This is a genomic window from Exiguobacterium sp. GL_137, from assembly GCF_057834585.1.
The window spans coordinates 786,963-807,285 of the sequence record NZ_CM174406.1 but is presented as its reverse complement, the minus strand read 5'-3'; the positions used below and the strand labels follow the sequence as shown (position 1 = coordinate 807,285).

Below are 20,323 nucleotides of genomic sequence, written 5' to 3'. Positions count from 1 at the left end.
AGAGCTGTTATTGCTTTTAAGAAAAACGTTTGCTACAATTGTGTTTGTTCTGTTGAACGATAAATGCAGATATGCGAATATAAATCTCGAATGAGTTTTCTTGGAGGTGAATCATCCATGGCTAACATTAAATCAGCAATCAAGCGTGTTAAAACAGCTGAAAAACGCCGCGTCGCTAACGTACAACGTAAATCGTCTATGCGTTCAGCTATCAAAGCAGTCGAAACTTTCGCTACTGAAGGCAACAAAGAGCAAGCGCTCGTAGCTTTCAACACAGCATCTAAGAAAATCGACAAAGCTGCTGCTAAAGGTCTTATCCACAGCAACAAAGCTGGTCGTGACAAATCACGTCTCGCTCGTCTCGTAAACGCACTTTAATTCTTCTTTGAAGGATACAGTGATCGATCACCTCTCGGAGCCCGCTCCGGTGGTGATTTTTTTGTATCTAAAAGAGGCTGACTTTTGAGTCAGCCTTTTTTCTTTTTTCTCAGAAACGATCTACCATGACATGATGCGGACCGATTCCTTCAATTTCGAATGACTCACTTGCAACTGCCAAACCCAATCGTTCGTAAAAAGGAACGGCATTGAGTCGGGCGTTACACCACCAACCGTCTGCACCTTTTGCTTTCAGTTGATTTCGTGCCTCTTCTAACAATGCTTTTCCATATCCTTCTCCACGGACAGCAGGACTCGATGCCATTCCGCGTAATTGATAGGTCAATTCCGGATACGCCTCATGAGGACGATTGGAGAAAGTACCGATAGCTACAATCCTTCCGTCTTTGACGGCTCCTAAATGAAAAGTGGATTCGAGATCATCGTCCGGATAGACACACATTTCAATCGGCTGGTTGGGACGTAATACTTCTTTTCGAAGTGGAATGACCTCTGTTGCTGAAATGATTCGAATCTCCATCTGCTCTGCCTCCTATAATGTAGCGAGCCGGACAATCAGGGCGTCAAACAATATCCGTTTGTCACCTCGGCCCGTCTTCATACCCTCGTCTGTCGTCGTGATTGCGACCAATGCCTGTTCGAGCTGCGCGAACGTAAACCGTTTACCAGCCTGTAGGGCGAGTTTGATCGCATATGGATGCGCCCCGACTTTGGACGCGATTTGCCGTTCCCCGTACCCTTGTTCCGCCAGACGTTTGGACAACAACATCATCCGGTACTGTCGTGCCATCAGTCCAAGTAACGCCAACACTTCCTGTCCCTGCTTTTCGAGATCGCGAATCAATCGAATCGCCGGTTCAAGTTGACGTTTCATCAGATAATCCGTCAGTTGGAACACATTATCCTCTAACGTCCGCGGCACCAGTAAATTAACATCTTCCAGTTCAATCGTCGGATGATCTCCGGCATAAAGCATGAGTTTATCCAGTTCACGTGTCAGTGTCGCCCACATCTCACCCGTCAGGAAAATCAATCGTTCGATGGCAGGCCGTTCCATCCGGTACCCTTTGTCATTGACCGCATCCATCACGAAACGAAACAGTTCTTCCGTCGTCGGTTTTTTTGCTTCGAGTACGACAGCCCGGTCTTTTAACCGTTTGACAATCGTTTTTCGCTCATCCAGTTTTTCCGCCTCAACAATCAAAACGACAACTGCATAATCCGCAGGTTGGACGATGTATTCAGTCAACCGCTCCACGTTATGTGTTTTCTTGTCTTTTGCACCTGTCAAAAAAGTAGCCGGTTTAGCGATGACGACACGGTAATCACTTAAAAAAGGGACCGTTTCCGCTTCATCGAGTACCGCATCGAGCGGTTGATCGTTTAAATCAATCTTCATGTAATCAAAGCGTTCGCCGTCCGGCAATGCGGCTTTGACGATTTCACGTTCCCATTCTTCCAAAAGATGTCGTTCCGTTCCATATAATAAATAAAGGTTCGCCAGTTTTCCGTTGACAAGCCAAGGTGTTTTCATCTTCCCCACCACATTTCACAGTTTGTTCTTAACTTCATCATAGATAATCCTCTTTTATTCCGCTATACTAGAAGCGGAATCTATTTTTAGGGGGAATGCAGCATGGCACATTCAGTACGTCCACCAAGTGAGAATGCGTTTGAAAACGATATTCAGTCAAAACGTAATGACGCGCTTGACTCAGCGGTCGGTTTTGGCGCATCGTTCGGCTTTTTCGCAGTCTTGTTCATCATTGGCGTCGTCATTAAATTCTTAAGCCTATAATCAGTAAAACAGCAACCTTGGGGGGTTGCTGTTTTTTATTTTAGCATAGGTTCACAGCCTGTTGCAGAACAAGTTATCATTCCCGATTGATCGGTCCGCATGACATTCCGATTCCTTGTCCGCTCCAATACTTCTGCATGAGGGTGACCATACCGGTTATTTCGTCCTGCCGAAATGATGATCAGTTCCGGATCCGTTTTCTGCAAAAGCTGTTCTCCAGTTGACGTTTTTGAACCGTGATGCCCCGCTTTTAAAATGTCGACTTTGGGGACGGACCATGTTTCCTCTTGATTGATACTCGCATCTCCCGTCAATAAGACACGTTTCCCGGCAACGTCAGCAAGTAACACGACCGACCGGTCATTTTCTTCTTCCTCGCTCGTTGCAGGAGCCAATACCTTGAGCCAGGGACGAATCCGTTGTCCTGAACGAATGTATTCAATGCGTGTTCCTGTCGCTTCAATCTGTTCGATCAACGCGTGGCGTTTCGCATCTTGATTGTCGAACTGACCCATATAAATCGTATCGACTTGAATTTTTCGCAAAACCCCTAGCAATCCGCCGATATGATCATGGTCTGCATGCGTGATGACCAGCCCTTCAATCCGCGTTTCTCCCCGCGTATGTAAAAACGGGGCTACGATTTGCCCTCCCGGATCAAACGGACGCAACGGGGGACGAAGTGATAAGGAAAACGTTCCCCCTGTATCAATGACAAACGTTTCTCCTGCTTTTTCGATGATGGTGCTGTCTCCCTGTCCGACGTCAAGAAAGGTGATTCGTTCCGGCGTTTGCTGATCCATATAAAGGCTCGCTGCGAGCAGCCCGACCAGCGGGACAAGATGACCGAACCATTTGCGCTCAGCCAACCACCAGCCTGTGAGGACCACTCCTGCCATAATCAGAAACACAGGAAGCGAAAACAGATGAACCGCAACGGTTGGAACGGGGAGTTTCTCCGCCCAAGTCAATGCTTGATCCAAAAAAGAAGTAGCCTTACCATGCAGACCAATCAGATTATCAGACGACGGAATCAGCACAGTTGCACTGACAAGGAAAGACAGCGGTAGAATCACCCATTCAATCCATCCCCCGATAATCAAATTCAACAGCGGGGACCAAAAGGAAACTTCTGTCTGTTGCGCCAATTGCAGGACTAGACTTGTCATGATTTGCGCCCAAAAGCTAATCAGCAACCAGTTCCAGGGACGTTTGATCGTTTCCCACATCTTGCGGGACAGTAATAAAAAGATCGTCAATCCGACGGTCAGTTGAAATCCGACATCGTACAGATACGTATACGAGACTGCCAATTGAAATGCCCCGATTGTACCGATGACCACCAAGGGATCCGGTCGCCGATTGATCCGGTGACAGAACAGCAGTACCATGGCGACACACACTGCACGTGTGACTGGAGCACTCCACTCCGTCAACCATCCGTACAACGGCAGGGTCATTAATAGAAATTCAAATCTCCGCTCCCGCGTCAACCGCAGTTTTTTTAAAAGCCATAACATCGTCACAATCAAAAAGGCGATATGTGAACCGGAAATAACAATCGCATGGAGCAAACCGAACTTTTTGAAACGTTCCATCGTCGTCTGATCCATCAAACGATCTTCCCCTAATACTAAGGCTTCCACGTACAAGGCTTGTTTGATCGGAAGTTGCTCAATCCGCGTCATCCACTGCTGACGAATACGGCGTCCATTCGCCCCAAGTCCCGGTGTCTCAGTACATTTCCCCCACGTTACTACCTCATACTTCCCTCGTAACTGTTCGATTCGCATCCAACGGGCTTCATCAAATCCGCCCAGATTCACTCGAGGCAATACCGGCCGTTCCTCCAACTCGACTTCACACCGTTGCCCGATTCGCTCATAGTCACGGTCTGTTTTTTCATCCAACGTGGCTGCGACAACGATTTGCTGATTTTCGGATTCGGCGAGATAACGGATTCTGTCGCCATTCTGCTTCGCGTCCAGAATATCGATGACCTGAATCGGCGCAGCCAGCTGTTCTATCGTCATACTCATTAAAAATACAATCGTCAGTCCAACGAGCGACAAAACAGAGTACTTCGACATCGACCAGGATTTCAGTACAAGAATCATCGAACAGACCGCAACCAGCCACAGGGATTCTTTTAAGGCGATGAGTCCGATCATAAAAAATAAAGGCAACAGCGGCATCAGTAGACGATGAGATAAGCTTTCAGATTTTCCAACGTCTTCGGTCCAAATCCTTTCACATCGCCCAGATTCTCATATGTTGCAAAGCCGCCTTTTTCTTCCCGGTATTGTAAAATCGCACTGGCCTTCGCAGGACCGATTCCCGGTACTTCCAACAGTTGTTCTTCCGTCGCTGCATTTAAATCAACTAATCCTTTTGGCACTTCCGCTTGTTCAGACGTTTCGGGTACTACCTTCTTGGATGTCTTAACCTGTTTCTTAGTCGGAACAATCACTTCCTGACCATCAATTAAACGTGCTGCGAGATTAAGTTGTTTGATATCCGCTTCTGCCGTCACTTCTGCACGTTTAATGGCATCTTGAACGCGATCACCGAGTCGAAAACTGTATGGACCGGGCCGTTTGACCGCCCCTTTGATATCAACCATGATTTTTTTCTGGACGAGCGTCTGATCCGCCGAACGGTCTTCTGCCTGTGCTTCCTGTTCTCGTTCAACGACTGCCGGTTTTTCAACCAATGCCTCGTTCGAACATGAAGGCAGCGGAACAAATAAGACAACGAGCAGTAAGAGAACAACCGCAATCGTTGCTACTTGCTGTAAACGTGGAATCGTCATCCATATCCCTCCTGTCTCATCGACTGTATCAATCTTTCCGTCGCTTCTGAACAGGACTATTCTTTATTATCCGGTGACATGCCCCTCTTTTCGTTTCATTTAGTTTTCCTTGCTTCAACCAATTGCCTTGCTAACCTAAAACAACATAAAAAAACCATCAACATGAGATCCGTTGATGGTTAGAGACGTTTATATTTTTTCAGCAACGAAAAAAATACGTTCGGCTGTTTCAGTCGGTGCATCGGATGTAAAATCACCGGTTACGGCACATACACGAAAACCTGCTTCGCGCAACCAGGTAATGTATTGTTCAGGCGGATACGTCCGTTGATGATGTGTCTCGTCGACACGATCGTACCGGCCGTCCTCGCCTTCAATAAAGAAGGTCAGTTCATGGACAACCGATAACGGTTCTTCACCGGGATCCGCGAACCAGATATACGAACTTTGCTCAGCATGGGTCGCGTACGTTTTCCCGTTAAATAATGTCTCCATTTTATAAGGGGAATGAACATCAAACAACAACTTTCCACCGTTCGTCAACAAACGTACTGCACTGTCGAATGTCTGTTTGACATCTGCTTCCGTCTGCAAGTAATTCAAGGAATCACATAAAATCGTTATCGCATCCACCGGTTCCGGCAATTCCAGTTCCCGCATGTCCTGTACCCAAAAATCAATGTGCCGATTGGTCTCCATTGCTTTTTCTTGAGCAATTTCAAGCATCTCTTCCGATAAATCGACGCCGGTGACTTCATAATGGTCAGCCAGTAACAAGGTTGCCGTTCCGGTCCCGCAACCGATATCTGCGATTCTTTTGCCGGGCTCGACCTGTTCAAGTACCCACGCGACCCATTCAGGATACGGGACATCTTGCATTAGTTCGTCATAGACATACGCAAACTGTTCGTACGCCATTAGTCGATCTCGACTTCGACTTTAGGAGCATCTGCCCATAGTTTCTCAAGGTTGTAATAATCACGGTCATCACGGTGGAAGACATGTACGACGACGCTCTCAAGATCCGCGAGGACCCAGCGCGCTGCATCCATTCCTTCTAGTCGTTTGATTGGTAATTCGTTTTTGTGGGCGACTTCTTTCACTTCACGCGCGATGGCTTGAACTTGTTTTTCCGAGTTCCCTTCACAAATCACGAAGTAATCCGCGATCGGCGAAATACTCGACATGTCGAGTACGACGATGTCCTCGGCACGTTTATCATCAATTGCATTTACGATTAATTTTAATTCTTGTTCGACTGTCATAGGACGGTCCCCTTTCGTTTTTCCGGAACGAACGCATTATACGTCTCAATCGTCAACGGAAAAATCACTGTTTGTTTTTTGCATAAAAATGAAATCGTCTGGACAAGTGTCGCAATGACAGCTTGCGTCAAATCTTCCTGCGCAATCTGCCGAAGCTGTTCGACACCCGGATACTGACGATTCGGCTCAATCGCATCTGCGACAAAAATGATTTGATCGAGCAACGGCATATCCGGAGCGCCCGTCGTATGATGAGCAATTGCTTGATAAATCTCCATGTCCTCGATGCCGAGTTCTCGCTTGACGAGTTCTGCCCCGACCGGTGCATGCAACAATTCTTCATCATAATTGAGTAATTCATCCAGTCCAAGTTCCACTGCTACACGCTGCATCTCGGACACATTCCGATATTTCGCATAATCGTGCAACATGGCTGCCAAAGCAGCTTTATCTTCCTGAACCCCGTATTGTCGTGCCATTTGAATGGCGGTCTCGACTACGCCGAGTGTATGGATGTAGCGTTTTTCGGGCAACGTTTCCTTAATGATTCGTTTCGCTTCTTCAAGTCGCATAGAGGTTCCACTCCTCGATTAATTGTCGGACCGGTTCCGGAACAAGATAACGGATGCTGCGTCCTCTCGCCATCCGTTGACGGATGTCAGTCGAAGAGACTTCAAGCAACGGCATGTCGACTGCCGTGACACGCGCGCCTTCCGGAATCAAATAACGACTTCCCGGACGTGCAACTGCCCCGAATTCGATTTCCTTATACAATTCTTCCGACCGGTGCCATGTCCCTAAACTGACTAATGAATCCGCGCCGATCAGGAAAAAGAATGCATGCTCGGGATAACGTCTCTTCAGTTCCCGGATTGTATCAAACGTGTACGATTTCGTTTCCCGTTCGAACTCAATCTCGGAGACTGAAAAATCCTGATTGTCCCGGACGGCTTCTCGGACAAGTTGCAGCCGTTTCGCCGCACTCGTCACGGTCGATTGTTTGTGCGGCGGCAGTTTTGCCGGCAAAAACCAGACCGCATCCAGTTGAAGTTGCTCTTTCGCTTGTTCGGCAATCAGCAGATGACCGATATGGGGTGGATCAAATGTTCCGCCCATCAAACCGATCTTCATCGTGGTAATTGAAGCGTCTTATTCTCTTTCGATTCCTTGTAGAGAACGATGACTTTTCCGATGACTTGAACGAGTTCGGCATTTGTTCCGTCAACGAGCTCAGCCGCGACATCTTTCGGAGCGTCAGCACAGTTTTGAAGAACTTGAACTTTCAAGAGTTCACGTTTTTCAAGTGCATCCATCAAATCTGCACACATCGCTTCACCAACACCGTTTTTTCCGACTTGGAAAATCGGGCTTAAGTCGTGAGCCGTCGCGCGTAAATACCGTTTTTGTTTACCTGTTAACATATTATGATTCCTCCAATTGCTTTCTAATCACCTGCTCGCCGAGTGCGAGATCAGGTTTATGACCGGTGAAGCGTTCAAACGCTTCAGCCGCTTGTAGTACAAACATTAAAACACCATCTAGTGTATCAAGCCCGTTTGCGGTCGCTTCCCGCAAAAGACGGGTCGGGGTCGGTCGATAAATAATATCACAAATCAAAGCCGTCGTCGCTGTCAATTCGATCGGCGTCTGATCAATCGCGGGCGCCATTCCGACAGAAGTCGTATTGATGATGACATCATACGGCATCAAATCCAGTGTGCTCGACCAAGGAACAGCAGATTGCCCAAATTCAGCAGCCACCTGTTCAGCCGTCTGATTCGTCCGGTTCATGACAGTAACATGACCGGGAAGCATTGGAATGATGCCGCGGGCCGCTCCGCCTGCTCCAATCACTAAACTGTTTTTCGCATTCGTTCGTGTCGCAAGGGCGCGGGCAAATCCGGTTCCGTCCGTATTGGCACCGACCAGTTCCTCCCCGTCCCAATAGACGGTATTGACGGCACCGGCGCGTACTGCTGCCGGCTCCAGACGATCAAGAAAAGGAATGATCGCCGACTTATGCGGAATCGTCACATTGATTCCATCAAACTGCCGTTTTCTTACCTTCTGAACGAACGCTTCCAATCCGTTCACTTCGACATCTACCGTGGTATAACAACCGAAAAGCCCAGCCGCCTTCAGCCATGTTTCATGCAACATGGGTGAAAGCGAATGGGCAATCGGATGACCGATGACAGCAAATTGCATCAGACAAGCGCCTCACGTAATGAGACAGCAACACCTTTTGGTGCGTAGGCAGCAACTCGTCCGCCTTTTCCGTGAACTGCCACCCAACCGAGTCCACTGAAAACGATATCCGTTTTCATGTTGTCGCGTAGACTGAACTCGTGTCGAACGAGCGGCGGAAGCATCTCAAGCGTCTTCTCATTCGGCGGTGATAACAATTCTCCGTTATGATTCGCATACAGATCGTCTGCTTTATCGAGCTTCGTCCGGTGTACTTTCAAGTCATTTGACATATAGATGACGAATGACCGTTTGTTGCCTTCCATGTAGTCAAGACGAGCCAGACCACCGAAGAACAATGTTTGTTGTGGATGAATTTGGAACACTTGCGGCTTGATTTCTTTTTTCGGCGTAATCAACTTCAAGTCTCTTGCATCCACGTAATGTGCCATTTGGTGATGATTGATGATTCCTGGTGTATCGTACAGATTACAGTTATCGTCCAACGGAATATCAATTAAATCAAGTGTCGTTCCCGGGAAGTGACTGACTGTGATGACCGCCTCTTCTTCTTCCCCGAATCGTTTAATGACTTGGTTAATCAATGTCGACTTACCGACGTTCGTACAGCCGACGACGTAAACGTCGCGTCCTTTGCGGTAATAATCGATTTTCTCTGCCAGTTCATCCACACCGTGTCCTTTTTTCGCACTGATCAGATGCACGTCGACCGGACGTAAGCCCAGCTCTTTTGATGTTTGGCGCATCCAGTTCATTAAGCGATTCGGATTAAGTGATTTTGGTAGCAAGTCGGCTTTGTTTCCGACGAGCAAAACATCATTTTTTCCGACGAAACGGTGTAATCCGGGTAACCAACTTCCATTAAAATCAAAGATATCAACAATTTTAACGACTAATGCATCTTTTTGACCGATTCCATCTAAGATTTTGACAAAATCATCGTCCGTTAATGCGACGTCTTGAATTTGGTTGTAATGCTTCAGTTTAAAACAACGTTGGCAAATGACCATTTCCCGGTCAAGTGCAGATTTAGGCGCATAACCAGGTGCTTTCGGATCCTCTGTTTGGATCGCGACACCACAGCCTGCGCAATTGATTTCTTCCATGTGTGTGTTGAGCCGCATCGGGACTTTCCCTTCTCTATTCAACGTAGCGCCCTGCACGCCACTCCAAGAGCGTAACTTCCGACCTTTTGCCGTACATGTTGCGACTGCTGCCTATCCTTTCATCTACCGGTATGACAGGGTCATTGCTGCTTATCTTGACGAAGGGTCTCAATCGGGTGTTTTAACACTGCCGGATCTTCTTTGACACGTTGCGTCAATTTGTAGATCCCTTTGCGTTTCATCCGACGGAAAATCAACCGTTCCATCAAGCGATTAAATTTTGTGACGACACCGTCTGTCTTGACGACGGGTTGAACGTGAATTACTTCGATACCTACTGAATTTGCGCCTAACACATCTGTAAACAATTGATCTCCAAGGAAGACAACTTCCTTCGCGTGATAACCAAATTCCGTCAACGCACGTTTGAAACCAATCGGTAAAGGTTTACGGGCCGGTGCAATATAATGTAAGCCAAGTGGATCCGCAAATTTCTTGACTCGATCGCCGTTATTATTCGAGACGATGATGACGTCAAATCCGTATTGGTTATTCACCATATCGAGCCATGACACCAATTCGTCTGGAGCATCGGCAATATTCCAAGCAACAAGTGTATTATCAAGATCCGTCAAAATTGCTTTGACACCGTTTCGTTTTAACATCTCTAAGTCGATATCATAAATCGACGCCACAAAATGTTTTGGATAAAGTCGTTTAAACAAGAATAAAACCTCCAGATAATGGTCTAGCTCTATAGTTAAGTTTAAGAAACAGTTATGTTCTTATCGTTCGATTATAGCACAATCCATTTGATAGAGCGACGACCAAAAGAAAACGAAAGAGTACATGTCTCTTCCGTTTCAAAAATTTTCTTCAATAATAGCGGATCCATAAATAAAGTTGCGAAATAATCAGCGTTACGATGGTGATCGGAGCCCCGTAAAGTAAGAATCTTCCGTAGGTGAACTTCTCCCCTTGCCGCGTAGCTAATCCCGCGACAATCACATTGGCTGACGCGCCAATCAATGTTCCGTTCCCTCCAAGACATGCTCCGAGCGACAAGGACCACCATAAGACGTCGACTTGTTGACTGTCGGGTGACAATCCAATTCCTGTCGCCACATCATTGATCAATGGAATCATCGTCGCGACGAACGGAATATTATCAATCGTCGCACTGGCAATGCCGGATAACCAAAGAACAGCGGTTGCTGTCGTCTGGATGTCTCCCCCTGTCAACGTGATTGTTTTTTCTGCCAAGAAACGGATGACGCCCACTTCCTGAATTCCGCCGACTAAGATAAACAGTCCCGCGAAGAAAAAGATTGTCGTCCACTCTACCCGGGCGAATACTTCCTCCAATTGGTGGTTGTTTTCAATCGTCAGCAGCATTAAGATAGTCGCTCCTAGGATTGCGATGGCAGGTGCTTCCAAATGAAGACCGATTCGACTCAGTAACGGATGAATGACGAACAATGCAATCGTACTTACCAGGACGATACTGCTGCGCGTGACTAATTTACGGCTGACGATGTAGCTGTTTTCTTCAATCTCCATCAATTTTTGTTGGTCTTCCGGTTCCACGTGTAAGTGTTTGCGGAAAATCATATACAAAATACCGATTGTCACGATTGTAATCAGCACAATCACAGGTGCGAGGTTCAATAAGAAGGCATTGAACGTCAAATGCGGATTAGCGGCTCCAATCATGATGTTCGGAGGGTCACCGATCAATGTGGCCGTTCCACCGATGTTGGCAAACAGGACTTCCGCCAGTAAAAATGGAAACGGCTTGATTTTTAAGACCTTCGTAATCGAAAACGTAATTGGAACAATCAACAGGACCGTCGTGACATTGTCTAAAAAGGCAGATCCGAGTGCCGTCAATCCGGATAGTAAAATCAAGATTTTTACCGGATCTCCCTTTGTTTTTTTAGCCGCCCGAATGGCAATGTATTCAAACAATCCGGACTGATTGGCAATCGTCACTAAAATCATCATCCCGATCAATAAGACGATTGTTCCCCATTCAACGTATTCAAACAAGGCAGATTCCAACCGGACGATGCCGAATATCACCATTGCTAATGCACCTAACAGGGCGACAATTGCCCGACTGATTTTTTCACTGATGATAAATGCATAGGTCACTAAAAAAATGAATAAGGCCCCGTAAATTTGAAGCGACGAACCCGATGCTCCCGTAAACATTAAAACCTGCATGATAGCTTCCTCCTAAGCATGACGAAACGCTCCCTTCGTAACGGGAGCGTCTCCATTCATGAATTCCAATAACCGATGCGTTGCCCCATCAAAACCGGACCTTTGATGTCCGTTTCTAATGTGATGGCATCTTTCGGGCAAATCAAGACGACTGTTGAGCCGAATGAAAAATAGCCGAACTCATCGCCCCGTCTGACTTCTCGGTTTTGATTCGTTTGGACGATGGTGTTCACGTTCAAGGCACCGACCATGACATGTTCAAGTGCGTGTTCCCCATGTGTGATACGTGTGACCCGACGGTAATTCCGCGTCAAAGGTCGTTTCCCATAGGAAAGACCGAGATCGTTGACCGGTGCCGAATCACGGCCGAGCGTGTAACTGGTCCGGATTGTCCCATCAACCGGTACATGAACACGATGATAATTTTGCGGACTGAGGTAAAAAATCAATACCCGTCCTCCGATGTAGTGATCGGCTTCGTGATGCGAACCGAGCAACTCGGAAACTGAATACGTCTGTCCTTTGACGGTAAAACGACTTTCTTCCGTCAAATCCTCGACAACGGATAAAACGCCATCACACGGGCTGACGACAGCCTGTTCTGACCCGTCAATCGGACGAACCGTTTCTTTTAAGTTTCGAACGAACAATTCATGTAACGACTTATACGATTCAAGCGGCTGATTGGCCTCATGCATTTGTAAATCATACATCTTAACGAACGGTTGAATCAGCGGTCGACTGACCGGACTCATCGCAAAGCGACGCAGTTGTTTCGCGACGGTTGGATGACCGTTCAGTTCAAACAGTTGCGTAAAGAACCATTTTTTAATCATTTAAATCACCTGACGACTCTTCTTCAGAATTTTTAACGGCTTTACCTGCGAAAAATTCTTTATAGGCGTCTTCTGTCTGCTCACCGGATACCCGGCTGACTTCTTTCCCATCTTTGAAATGAACGACAGTTGGCGTCCCTTCGATGGCAAACGTATCCCAAGCCGACTGTTCAACTGCCAGATCAATTTGTTCAAATGGAATGTCCTGTTTCTCACCGAGTGGCACTAAATACGGTTTTACTTTCTCACAGTGTACGCATCCCGTCTGATAAAAATACGTGTAAAATTCATCGCCGGACTTCAGCTTATCCGCCACTTGACCGGCCGTTAAATTACCGTTTTTCGATGCAGAATCCTCTCGATCCGTAAACAGTAACATCGTCGCCCCGATTAAGACGATCAGCGCAATCACACCAGCTGTAATCCAGTTGGCTTTCGATTGCGGTTTTTTTGTTGGTTTTACACGGTTAGATTTCTTTGACACAGTATCCCTCCGTCATTTTGGCAACAGCCATTTTTTCTGAATCATTATAGCACGCCCTTCTGCAAGAATCGTATCGATTTGCAAAGCGTCATCAATCAGTAACAGATCAGCACGCTCGCCTTCCTGGATGAGTCCTCCGGAAATGCCATATGCTTCTGCGACGTTTGATGTAACAGTTTGGATCGCGTCCTTTAACTGCACGCCATGTTTCACCGCATCACGGACCGCATCCAAAATCGATGTCGGCTTTCCGGTCTCAAGACGAAGCAGTTTCCCGCTTTCATCAAAGGCGGGTAAGCTGGCCCCGGCGTCACTCGACATCGTAATCTGACGTAACGGGATACCGGCAGCAAGAGCACGCTGTAGTGCCTGACCTGCTGGTATCTCCCCTTCTTCAATGAACGTTTCCGTCGTACAGGTCGTAAAATCAATCCGTCCGCCTTGTTTCGCCCAACGTAAACCGGCGTCAAATATCCGTTCGCTGCGGTTGATATGGGTCGGTAAAAATTGTGTAATCGGAATATCGGTCGTTTCGACCACTTCGTTGAGCAGGTCAAGCGCATGTTTTCCGTCCCCGATATGAACATTCATCGTCCCCCGGACCCCCTTTAAAAGACCGGCAATCCGTGCTTGCGAAGCAAGTCGTGCCACCTCAGGAACAGTCGGATGTGTCGAACGATGGTCGTTGATGGCAATCTCACCAATCCCGATAACTTCGTTAATCAACAGGATATCTTCCGCAATTGACTGCGTAATCGAAACCGGAGGGACCGCGTAACTGCCTGACAAGAGGAAGGAACGGATACCTTGACTCATATAGCCGCGCATGTGCGCAAGCAGATCGATTCCAGTCCGCGTCCATCCATCTGTTCCCAGTAATCCAACGACAGTCGTGACGCCGGCTTCCAGAAAATCAGTTGCCAAAAGTGGCAGCGTCCGTGTCGAAAAACCACCTTCCCCGCCTCCGCCGATCGGATGAACATGTCCATCGAGTAATCCTGGGACCAATTGTTTGCCTGATCCGTCAATCGTCTGCGTAATCAGCCGTTCGTCCATTGTATAGGAACCGATTGCGAGAATCTTTCCCCCACCAACCCATACATCCGTTACTCCCCCGGCTAGGGTCACATTTTTAAGTACAATCATCACTTGCCTCCTAAACTTTGAACTACTCGTCACTAAAGTCACGAGTGTTCTCAGCTAAATCATAAAAAGCGAGCCTATCGTCCGAATGACGATATCTCGCTTTTACCTTATTCTGCCTTTGTCCCTTGACCAAGACCAAGATCTTCGTTGACTGCATCAAGTGCGAAGACGACAAGTGAAGTCACGACTGACATAGCTGTCGCGAATCCGAAGTTATACGTGACTGCATCGACCGCTGATACGATGAACACAGCTGTGTTCACGAGTAAGAACGACCAGAAGAATGTAACGAGAAAACGCATTCTTCCCCCTCCATTTCTTAACTTACTTTTTAATGTCCTACGTTTCGTAGTATATCATTTTTTAGGACCATAGACAGCTTTTCTCCGATTTTTTTAAACGCTTTCCTGAATTCAAAAAGCAGGCAATTTCAGATATTTTTCAGCCGATTATGCTACAGTAAGCGTAATGAATCCAGAGTGGAGTGAGTATCCTATGCAACGTCATCTGATTGCCGTCGATTTGGACGGGACATTATTACGCGACGACAAAACCATCAGTCAGGCCAACTTACATGCGTTAAGAACTGCACGCGACAACGGTCATGAAGTCGTCATCGCGACAGGGCGTCCTTTCCGGCACGCCAAACGCTATTACGACGAACTCGGATTGACGACACCAATCGTCAATTTTAACGGCGGACTTGTTCACCATCCGCAAGACCGTCATTTTGAAGTCAGCCATCATCCGATTCCGCTGAAAACTGTTCAGCACATCTTGGAATCGGTAGCGGACTCGAAAACACAAAATATCGTCTGCGAAGTGACGGATCATGTCTACTTCCAAAACGATCCGACCGGTATTTATGAATTCTACACGGATCATGCCTTATCCGTGACGACAGGTGATTTACGGAAGGTCTTGCAACATGAACCGACATCCCTGCTGATTCATGCGAAAGGCGAACATGTCCAGGAAATCCGGTCCGAACTTTCGAGCATTCATGCCGAAACGGTCTTAAACCGCCAGTGGGTCAAACCTGAATATATGGTCGAGGTCATGCGAAAAGGTACGAGTAAAGCCATAGGTTTACAACAAGTCTCGCGTCATCTCGGGATTGAACAAAAACAGATCATTGCTTTTGGTGATGAAGAAAATGACTTGGAAATGCTCGAGTATGTCGGGCATGGCGTCGCGATGGGCAATGCCATCGGCGCGTTAAAACTGGTTGCTAACGGCAAAACGAAGTCGAACCAGGAAGACGGGATTGCCTACTACCTGAAACATGTCCTCGGTCTGATTTGATGTCATTAAACAAAGCCGGCTTCTCTGTCCATCAGACAGAAAAGCCGGCTTTGTTGTTGTGCCCCCCTAATTTTCAATCATCCTTTGCGGAAGTATCCGACTACAGAATCTGTCGCAACGACGTTGATGAACACCGTTTCGTCTGCATCGCGGCAAATGCGCTCGATATCGCGCAACTCGTGCCGTTCGATGACCATCATCAGCGTCGACTTCTCAGCCCGTGAATACGTACCGATTGCCGGCATCTGGGTGATGCCTCGAATGATGTGTTGGTGAAGTGCCGTCGTAATATCGTCGGCATGATTCGTAATGATGAAAATCGTCAACCGTTGATTGCTTGTATGGATTTCATCGACGACTTTTGAAGTGACATAAATGAATACAATCGTGTACAGTGCCGTTGACCAACCAAACAACGCTCCAGCGAGGATTGCAATCAGGAAGTTCAACACAAACAGGTATAATCCGACGCTACGGTCAGAGAAACGCGCGAAAATCAACGCAACGATATCAAAACCACCCGTCGATGCCCCGAATTTAATCGTAATCCCCGTTCCGATCGCCAGCAAGACACCACCGAACACGGCATTGAGTGTCTGATCACCCGGAATGACAGCATACTGAGGAATAAGTCCGATAAAAATCGTTGTCGCCAAAACGGAAATCAATGTAATGATGGTAAAACTGCGTCCGAGCATAATCCATGCCAAAACAATCAAGGGCAAGTTCAAGACTAAAAACCAGACGTTTTCCCCAAAAGCAAACGCCGTTCCTTGCAAGACCTGCGTTAAAATTTGGGCCAGTCCTGTAAATCCTGTCGAGTAAACACCACTTGGAATCAAGAACCAGTTCATCGCTACTGCGATGACGAACCCGCCAATCGAGGCGACAATCACTTTTAACATACTTTCCTTTACAACCGCTGTCACACCTTGTTCTCCTCTCATTCGTAAACTATCTTGGAACACTTTAGCACATAACAATTGTGTCCGGATAGTCAAGATGAAGAAAGAATTATATTTCTTTTTTTGATAACGCTCTCATTTTCAGAAGTTGAACACTTTCTTCTTCAAATGAAAAAAGGCGGCAGATATGAAATCTGCCACCCTGATTCATATAAAACTTACGGTTTTGTCTTTTCTCGATTTTATCAGACGGTCATGGAAGCCGGGATTGTAACCGCACCTTCTGCCGGGACTTCAACTGTTTCGCCATGAAGCTGTAACGTGAATGCTCCACCCGCATTTTGTTCGATACACACTTCTGTCTGTTTGACCTGAACCAAGATATGATGTCCGCGCCATTGCATCCGGAACGAATAACTGGTCCAGCCCTTCGGCAACATCGGTTTGAAGGACAGCGTTCCCTGCTCGACACGAAGTCCGGCAAACCCGTGAACGATCGACATCCACGATCCGACCATCGATGTGATATGGAGACCATCTTCTGTATCATTGTTATAATTATCAAGGTCAAGCCGTGCGGAACGCTGATAAAGTTCCATGGCTTTTTCTTCATAACCGACTTCTGCCGCGATGATGGAATAGATACACGGTGAAAGGGATGACTCATGAACCGTCCGTGGTTCATAAAAATCAAAGTTTTTCTTCTTCTCTTCGATTGAGAAACGATCTGTCAGGAAATAGAGTCCTTGCAGGACATCGGCCTGTTTGATGAAGACAGAACGCAAGACACGGTCCCATGACCAATTTTGATTTAAAGGAAGATGTTTTGGATCAAGATCCGCGACCATAATCTGTTCTTTATCCATAAAACCGTCTTGCTGCATGAACACATCCGGAACGGAATCGTCTTTCGGATAATACATTTTCTGATCAATATCGGCCCAGTGAGCTAATTCTTCATCCGTAATAGCCAATTGATGAATCAATTCTTCCAGACGTGCCGGTTCCTCTTGCTCAAGATGACGGTAGACCGTCTGAGCGTACTCAAGACACCAGGCAGCCATCAAGTTCGTATACCAGTTGTTATTGACGTTATTTTCGTACTCATTCGGTCCTGTGACACCAAGAATCATATAGACATCTTTATGCGGGACATAATTGACGCGACTCGCCCAATAACGTGCGATTTCAACAAGTACTTCAAATCCGTATTGCCCGAGGTAGGATGTATCTCCTGTGTAGTTCGTATAGTTATAGATTGCATGGGCAATCGCACCATTCCGGTGGATTTCTTCATGCGTGATTTCCCACTCATTGTGGCACTCTTCCCCGTTCATTGTCACCATCGGGTATAACGCACCCTTCATGCCAACATTCTTATCCGCATTTTCTTTCGCTTGCGGCAATTGGTTATGACGATACTTCAATAAGTTCCAAGCCACGTCAGGCTTCGATGTCGCAAGATAGAAGTTCAGGCAGTATGCTTCTGTGTCCCAATAGGTCGCGCCACCGTATTTTTCCCCGGTAAATCCTTTTGGTCCAATGTTCAGGCGGGAATCTTCGCCTGTATATGTTTGGAACATATGGAAGATGTTAAAACGAATCCCCTGTTGCGCTTCAACATCGCCTTCGATCTTCACATCCGCTTCTTCCCAGTGCTTCAACCAGGCCGCTTCATGCGCTGCAAGCACTCCATCAAATCCGGTATCAAACGCGTCGTTAACACGTTTCATCGCCTGCGCCAATAAGTCTTCAATTTCATAATCACGATTCGTCACGAGTGCTACTAATTTTTCAGTTGTCACCGCTTCGCCTGCCGGTACCTGTTTCGTGAAACGATTCGCGACATACTGTAATGTACTTTCAAGCACTTCACATCTCGCACCCTCGACATTGGTAATCATGGCCGCTGTGACGTGCCAATCCAGTTTCTTCGTTTTAGAAGTAACATAGGCAAATCGTTCTTCCGCTCCGTGCTCTACAGGAAGCCAGAATTTCTCATCATAGTTGGAGTCTTCGTTTTCGACGTCAGCGTCAAGGTATGATTCGATGACCACTTCCGCATCAAAGTTGACGGGTGTGACTGTATATCGAAGTGCAGCCAGTTCTTTATCGACGATCGAGAAGAAACGTTTTGATTCAATTTTTGTTTCCTCCACACCATTTCTGATCAGCATCGTCCGTGTCAGAACTCCATGCTGCATATCGAGTTCCCGTTTGAAGTCGACAACTTCCCACTCGTTCAGATCGACATTTTTTCCATTGATCGAAACACGAAGTCCCATGATGTTCACCGCATTCAAAACTTTTGCGAAATATTCCGGATACCCGTTTTTCCACCAGCCGACCCGTGTTTTATCTGGGTAGTAGACACCGGCGACGTACATCCCTTGATGCGTGTCTCCCGAGTAATCTTCTTCAAAGTTTCCGCGCATTCCCATATGGCCGTTCCCAATCGCCGTCATCGATTCAGCAAGGCGGTTATCCTCCGGATGAAAACCCTGCTCCGTAATTTTCCACTCATTAATATCAAACAATCGTTTCATTATAAGTCGCTCCTTTATTATTAATCACATAGATGCTCAAGCACCTTTTTTGTAAGCGTTTTTATTTTCTCTACATTCTTTATTCTACACATAATCATCGTTAATGCAATCGTTTGCACGAAAATAAAAATCTTTTTCGATTCGCACGGTCATTTCGTGTTCCTGATTGGTTTACGGTTCTTTTTTCTTCAAAAGAAAACACCACTTTTCCTGAACGGACAAGTGGTGTTTCGGGATGGTATTCAATTATTTTACCGTGCCGCCACAAGATTGACGCACAACTAAATAATGAGGAACAATGACACGTTTGCCATAGGGTGTCGCCTCTTCGTTCATTTGTTCAATCAGACAGTTCGTTGCTTCAAATCCTAAACCGAAGATGTTGATTTCAACCGATGTCAACGGCGGACTGGAAAACTCCGCGATGAATAAATTGTTGAAACTGACGACGGCCATTTGATCAGGCACACTGATTTCCATCTCATTCAGCGTACTCATGACACCAAGTGCCATCATGTCATCACTGACGACGACAGCCGTCGGCGGGTGTTCCAGCGACATCAACCGTTTGACGGCGTCCGCTCCTCCGGTCGTCATGAATGGTGCACTGACGATATAAGATTCATGGATAGGTAGTCCCTCTTCCATTAAAGCTGTCTTATACCCACCGACCCGTTCTTGCGTGACCGCTAAATCCTGCGCTCCTCCGACAAACGCGATGCATTCGTGTCCGAGTTGATGTAAATACTTCGTGACTTCTCGTCCTGCAAGATAGTTGTCCGTATCAACGTACGTGACATGTGAGGAATCACTAAATGGTTTCCCGACAACGACGAACGGAAACTTCGAATCTTGTAAAAATTGAACGACCTTGTCATCTGTTCGGGAATACAAGACAATGACGCCATCCACTCGACGACCCTGAACCATCGAGACAACGCCTTCGTAAACTTCTTCTTCCGAAACCCCCGTCGTCATATATAAGGAATAACCGTTTTGATGTGCTTTCGTACTAATGCCGCGAATAACTTCCGAGAAAAATGGATTTTGCAGTGTTTTCGTTGCTGCACTCGGCATGACAAGACCGATCGCTTGAGTCGTTCGATTGGCAAGACTCCGGGCATGGACGTTCGGATAGTAGCCTAACTCTTCCATTGCCTGGCGGACACGTTCTTTTGTTTTTTGACTGATGCGCGGACTGTTGGCAATTACACGCGAGACCGTTGATGGTGCAACGTTCGCTTCTCTTGCGACATCCTTGATTGTTACTTGCATCCCTTTCACCTC

The 20,323-nt window shown here is 46.8% G+C and carries 23 protein-coding genes; 3 read left to right on the top strand and 20 right to left on the bottom strand.

Annotated elements, in window-relative coordinates; all coding sequences use genetic code 11:
- Window positions 1-117 precede the first annotated feature (117 nt).
- A complete protein-coding gene (rpsT, locus tag AC3IRK_RS04210; RefSeq protein ID WP_012369681.1) occupies window positions 118-378 on the top strand; it encodes a 30S ribosomal protein S20 in 261 nt (86 codons plus the stop codon).
- Window positions 379-487: 109 nt separating this feature from the next.
- Here rpsT and AC3IRK_RS04205 read toward each other — a convergent pair whose 3' ends face one another.
- Both AC3IRK_RS04205 and holA read right to left on the bottom strand, forming a co-directional pair.
- Complete coding sequence (locus AC3IRK_RS04205; RefSeq protein ID WP_214854130.1) at window positions 488-919, bottom strand: GNAT family N-acetyltransferase; 432 nt, start codon at window positions 917-919, stop codon at window positions 488-490.
- A 12-nt stretch (window positions 920-931) separates the two neighbouring features.
- The gene (gene holA, locus AC3IRK_RS04200; RefSeq protein ID WP_131503924.1) at window positions 932-1,933 is read right to left on the bottom strand and encodes a DNA polymerase III subunit delta; all 1,002 of its coding nucleotides are present in this window, start codon (window positions 1,931-1,933) and stop codon (window positions 932-934) included.
- Between the two features lie 102 nt (window positions 1,934-2,035).
- Between holA and AC3IRK_RS04195 the strand changes: the two genes are divergently transcribed.
- Window positions 2,036-2,197 carry a YqzM family protein gene (locus AC3IRK_RS04195; RefSeq protein ID WP_012369678.1) on the top strand — a complete coding sequence of 54 codons (162 nt, stop codon included), beginning with the start codon at window positions 2,036-2,038 and terminating at the stop codon, window positions 2,195-2,197.
- A gap of 35 nt (window positions 2,198-2,232) precedes the next feature.
- Here AC3IRK_RS04195 and AC3IRK_RS04190 read toward each other — a convergent pair whose 3' ends face one another.
- The 15 genes from AC3IRK_RS04190 to AC3IRK_RS04120 all read right to left on the bottom strand — a co-directional run bounded on the left by AC3IRK_RS04190 (window position 2,233) and on the right by AC3IRK_RS04120 (window position 14,582).
- Window positions 2,233-4,392, bottom strand: coding sequence for a DNA internalization-related competence protein ComEC/Rec2 (locus tag AC3IRK_RS04190; RefSeq protein ID WP_489170436.1), 2,160 nt, complete (start codon window positions 4,390-4,392; stop codon window positions 2,233-2,235).
- Window positions 4,392-5,009 carry a helix-hairpin-helix domain-containing protein gene (locus AC3IRK_RS04185; RefSeq protein WP_489170435.1) on the bottom strand — a complete coding sequence of 206 codons (618 nt, stop codon included), beginning with the start codon at window positions 5,007-5,009 and terminating at the stop codon, window positions 4,392-4,394. The genes AC3IRK_RS04190 and AC3IRK_RS04185 overlap by 1 nt, the downstream gene beginning before the upstream one ends.
- A gap of 189 nt (window positions 5,010-5,198) precedes the next feature.
- A complete protein-coding gene (locus AC3IRK_RS04180; protein ID WP_131503921.1) occupies window positions 5,199-5,927 on the bottom strand; it encodes a class I SAM-dependent DNA methyltransferase in 729 nt (242 codons plus the stop codon).
- Window positions 5,927-6,274, bottom strand: a complete 348-nt coding sequence (gene rsfS, locus AC3IRK_RS04175; RefSeq protein WP_131503920.1) for a ribosome silencing factor — start codon at window positions 6,272-6,274, stop codon at window positions 5,927-5,929. Before rsfS ends, AC3IRK_RS04180 begins: the two co-directional genes overlap by 1 nt.
- A complete protein-coding gene (gene yqeK / locus AC3IRK_RS04170; RefSeq protein WP_131503919.1) occupies window positions 6,271-6,846 on the bottom strand; it encodes a bis(5'-nucleosyl)-tetraphosphatase (symmetrical) YqeK in 576 nt (191 codons plus the stop codon). The genes rsfS and yqeK overlap by 4 nt, the downstream gene beginning before the upstream one ends.
- Window positions 6,836-7,405 carry a nicotinate-nucleotide adenylyltransferase gene (gene nadD, locus AC3IRK_RS04165; RefSeq protein WP_131503918.1) on the bottom strand — a complete coding sequence of 190 codons (570 nt, stop codon included), beginning with the start codon at window positions 7,403-7,405 and terminating at the stop codon, window positions 6,836-6,838. The genes yqeK and nadD overlap by 11 nt, the downstream gene beginning before the upstream one ends.
- A complete protein-coding gene (gene yhbY / locus AC3IRK_RS04160) occupies window positions 7,402-7,695 on the bottom strand; it encodes a ribosome assembly RNA-binding protein YhbY (RefSeq protein ID WP_012369671.1) in 294 nt (97 codons plus the stop codon). Before yhbY ends, nadD begins: the two co-directional genes overlap by 4 nt.
- Before the next feature lies 1 nt (window position 7,696).
- Window positions 7,697-8,482, bottom strand: coding sequence for a shikimate dehydrogenase (aroE, locus tag AC3IRK_RS04155; RefSeq protein ID WP_131973232.1), 786 nt, complete (start codon window positions 8,480-8,482; stop codon window positions 7,697-7,699).
- Complete coding sequence (yqeH, locus tag AC3IRK_RS04150) at window positions 8,482-9,588, bottom strand: ribosome biogenesis GTPase YqeH (protein WP_026829033.1); 1,107 nt, start codon at window positions 9,586-9,588, stop codon at window positions 8,482-8,484. The genes aroE and yqeH overlap by 1 nt, the downstream gene beginning before the upstream one ends.
- Window positions 9,589-9,728: 140 nt before the next feature.
- On the bottom strand, window positions 9,729-10,313 hold the full coding sequence (locus AC3IRK_RS04145; protein WP_012369668.1) for a YqeG family HAD IIIA-type phosphatase: 585 nt from the start codon (window positions 10,311-10,313) through the stop codon (window positions 9,729-9,731).
- Window positions 10,314-10,464: 151 nt separating this feature from the next.
- Window positions 10,465-11,814 (bottom strand): ArsB/NhaD family transporter, encoded by a 1,350-nt coding sequence (locus AC3IRK_RS04140; RefSeq protein ID WP_489170434.1) that lies wholly within the window; start codon window positions 11,812-11,814, stop codon window positions 10,465-10,467.
- Window positions 11,815-11,870: 56 nt separating this feature from the next.
- Entirely contained in the window at window positions 11,871-12,650 is a 780-nt protein-coding gene (locus tag AC3IRK_RS04135) for a phosphatidylserine decarboxylase (protein ID WP_131973234.1), read from the bottom strand.
- Window positions 12,643-13,134, bottom strand: a complete 492-nt coding sequence (locus AC3IRK_RS04130) for a thioredoxin family protein (protein ID WP_131973235.1) — start codon at window positions 13,132-13,134, stop codon at window positions 12,643-12,645. Before AC3IRK_RS04130 ends, AC3IRK_RS04135 begins: the two co-directional genes overlap by 8 nt.
- Before the next feature lie 12 nt (window positions 13,135-13,146).
- Complete coding sequence (gene iadA / locus AC3IRK_RS04125) at window positions 13,147-14,280, bottom strand: beta-aspartyl-peptidase (RefSeq protein ID WP_188005219.1); 1,134 nt, start codon at window positions 14,278-14,280, stop codon at window positions 13,147-13,149.
- A 107-nt stretch (window positions 14,281-14,387) separates the two neighbouring features.
- Window positions 14,388-14,582: a YjzD family protein gene (locus AC3IRK_RS04120; RefSeq protein ID WP_012369663.1), complete on the bottom strand. Its 195-nt coding sequence runs from the start codon at window positions 14,580-14,582 to the stop codon at window positions 14,388-14,390.
- A gap of 193 nt (window positions 14,583-14,775) precedes the next feature.
- Here AC3IRK_RS04120 and AC3IRK_RS04115 point away from each other — a divergent pair, with 193 nt between their 5' ends.
- A complete protein-coding gene (locus AC3IRK_RS04115; RefSeq protein WP_489170433.1) occupies window positions 14,776-15,585 on the top strand; it encodes a Cof-type HAD-IIB family hydrolase in 810 nt (269 codons plus the stop codon).
- A gap of 77 nt (window positions 15,586-15,662) precedes the next feature.
- On the opposite strand, the gene AC3IRK_RS04110 is transcribed toward AC3IRK_RS04115, so the two are convergent.
- From AC3IRK_RS04110 to AC3IRK_RS04100, 3 genes are all read right to left on the bottom strand, one after another.
- Window positions 15,663-16,514, bottom strand: a complete 852-nt coding sequence (locus AC3IRK_RS04110) for a YitT family protein (protein WP_012369661.1) — start codon at window positions 16,512-16,514, stop codon at window positions 15,663-15,665.
- A 221-nt stretch (window positions 16,515-16,735) separates the two neighbouring features.
- Window positions 16,736-19,036 (bottom strand): glycoside hydrolase family 65 protein, encoded by a 2,301-nt coding sequence (locus tag AC3IRK_RS04105; protein ID WP_489170432.1) that lies wholly within the window; start codon window positions 19,034-19,036, stop codon window positions 16,736-16,738.
- Between the two features lie 246 nt (window positions 19,037-19,282).
- On the bottom strand, window positions 19,283-20,311 hold the full coding sequence (locus AC3IRK_RS04100; protein ID WP_489170431.1) for a LacI family DNA-binding transcriptional regulator: 1,029 nt from the start codon (window positions 20,309-20,311) through the stop codon (window positions 19,283-19,285).
- Between the last annotated feature and the right edge of the window lie 12 nt (window positions 20,312-20,323).

Coding starts and splice junctions, on each gene's coding strand:
- iadA (WP_188005219.1), bottom strand. CDS start 14,280: ATGATTGTACTTAAAAATGTGACCCTAGCCGGGGGAGTAACGGATGTA.
- yqeK (WP_131503919.1), bottom strand. CDS start 6,846: ATGCGACTTGAAGAAGCGAAACGAATCATTAAGGAAACGTTGCCCGAA.
- AC3IRK_RS04120 (WP_012369663.1), bottom strand. CDS start 14,582: ATGCGTTTTCTCGTTACATTCTTCTGGTCGTTCTTACTCGTGAACACA.
- yqeH (WP_026829033.1), bottom strand. CDS start 9,588: ATGGAAGAAATCAATTGCGCAGGCTGTGGTGTCGCGATCCAAACAGAG.
- AC3IRK_RS04135 (WP_131973234.1), bottom strand. CDS start 12,650: ATGATTAAAAAATGGTTCTTTACGCAACTGTTTGAACTGAACGGTCAT.
- nadD (WP_131503918.1), bottom strand. CDS start 7,405: ATGAAGATCGGTTTGATGGGCGGAACATTTGATCCACCCCATATCGGT.
- AC3IRK_RS04190 (WP_489170436.1), bottom strand. CDS start 4,392: ATGCCGCTGTTGCCTTTATTTTTTATGATCGGACTCATCGCCTTAAAA.
- AC3IRK_RS04140 (WP_489170434.1), bottom strand. CDS start 11,814: ATGCAGGTTTTAATGTTTACGGGAGCATCGGGTTCGTCGCTTCAAATT.
- rsfS (WP_131503920.1), bottom strand. CDS start 6,274: ATGACAGTCGAACAAGAATTAAAATTAATCGTAAATGCAATTGATGAT.
- AC3IRK_RS04185 (WP_489170435.1), bottom strand. CDS start 5,009: ATGACGATTCCACGTTTACAGCAAGTAGCAACGATTGCGGTTGTTCTC.
- aroE (WP_131973232.1), bottom strand. CDS start 8,482: ATGCAATTTGCTGTCATCGGTCATCCGATTGCCCATTCGCTTTCACCC.
- AC3IRK_RS04180 (WP_131503921.1), bottom strand. CDS start 5,927: ATGGCGTACGAACAGTTTGCGTATGTCTATGACGAACTAATGCAAGAT.
- AC3IRK_RS04115 (WP_489170433.1), top strand. CDS start 14,776: ATGCAACGTCATCTGATTGCCGTCGATTTGGACGGGACATTATTACGC.
- AC3IRK_RS04205 (WP_214854130.1), bottom strand. CDS start 919: ATGGAGATTCGAATCATTTCAGCAACAGAGGTCATTCCACTTCGAAAA.
- AC3IRK_RS04105 (WP_489170432.1), bottom strand. CDS start 19,036: ATGAAACGATTGTTTGATATTAATGAGTGGAAAATTACGGAGCAGGGT.
- AC3IRK_RS04100 (WP_489170431.1), bottom strand. CDS start 20,311: ATGCAAGTAACAATCAAGGATGTCGCAAGAGAAGCGAACGTTGCACCA.
- rpsT (WP_012369681.1), top strand. CDS start 118: ATGGCTAACATTAAATCAGCAATCAAGCGTGTTAAAACAGCTGAAAAA.
- holA (WP_131503924.1), bottom strand. CDS start 1,933: ATGAAAACACCTTGGCTTGTCAACGGAAAACTGGCGAACCTTTATTTA.
- AC3IRK_RS04195 (WP_012369678.1), top strand. CDS start 2,036: ATGGCACATTCAGTACGTCCACCAAGTGAGAATGCGTTTGAAAACGAT.
- yhbY (WP_012369671.1), bottom strand. CDS start 7,695: ATGTTAACAGGTAAACAAAAACGGTATTTACGCGCGACGGCTCACGAC.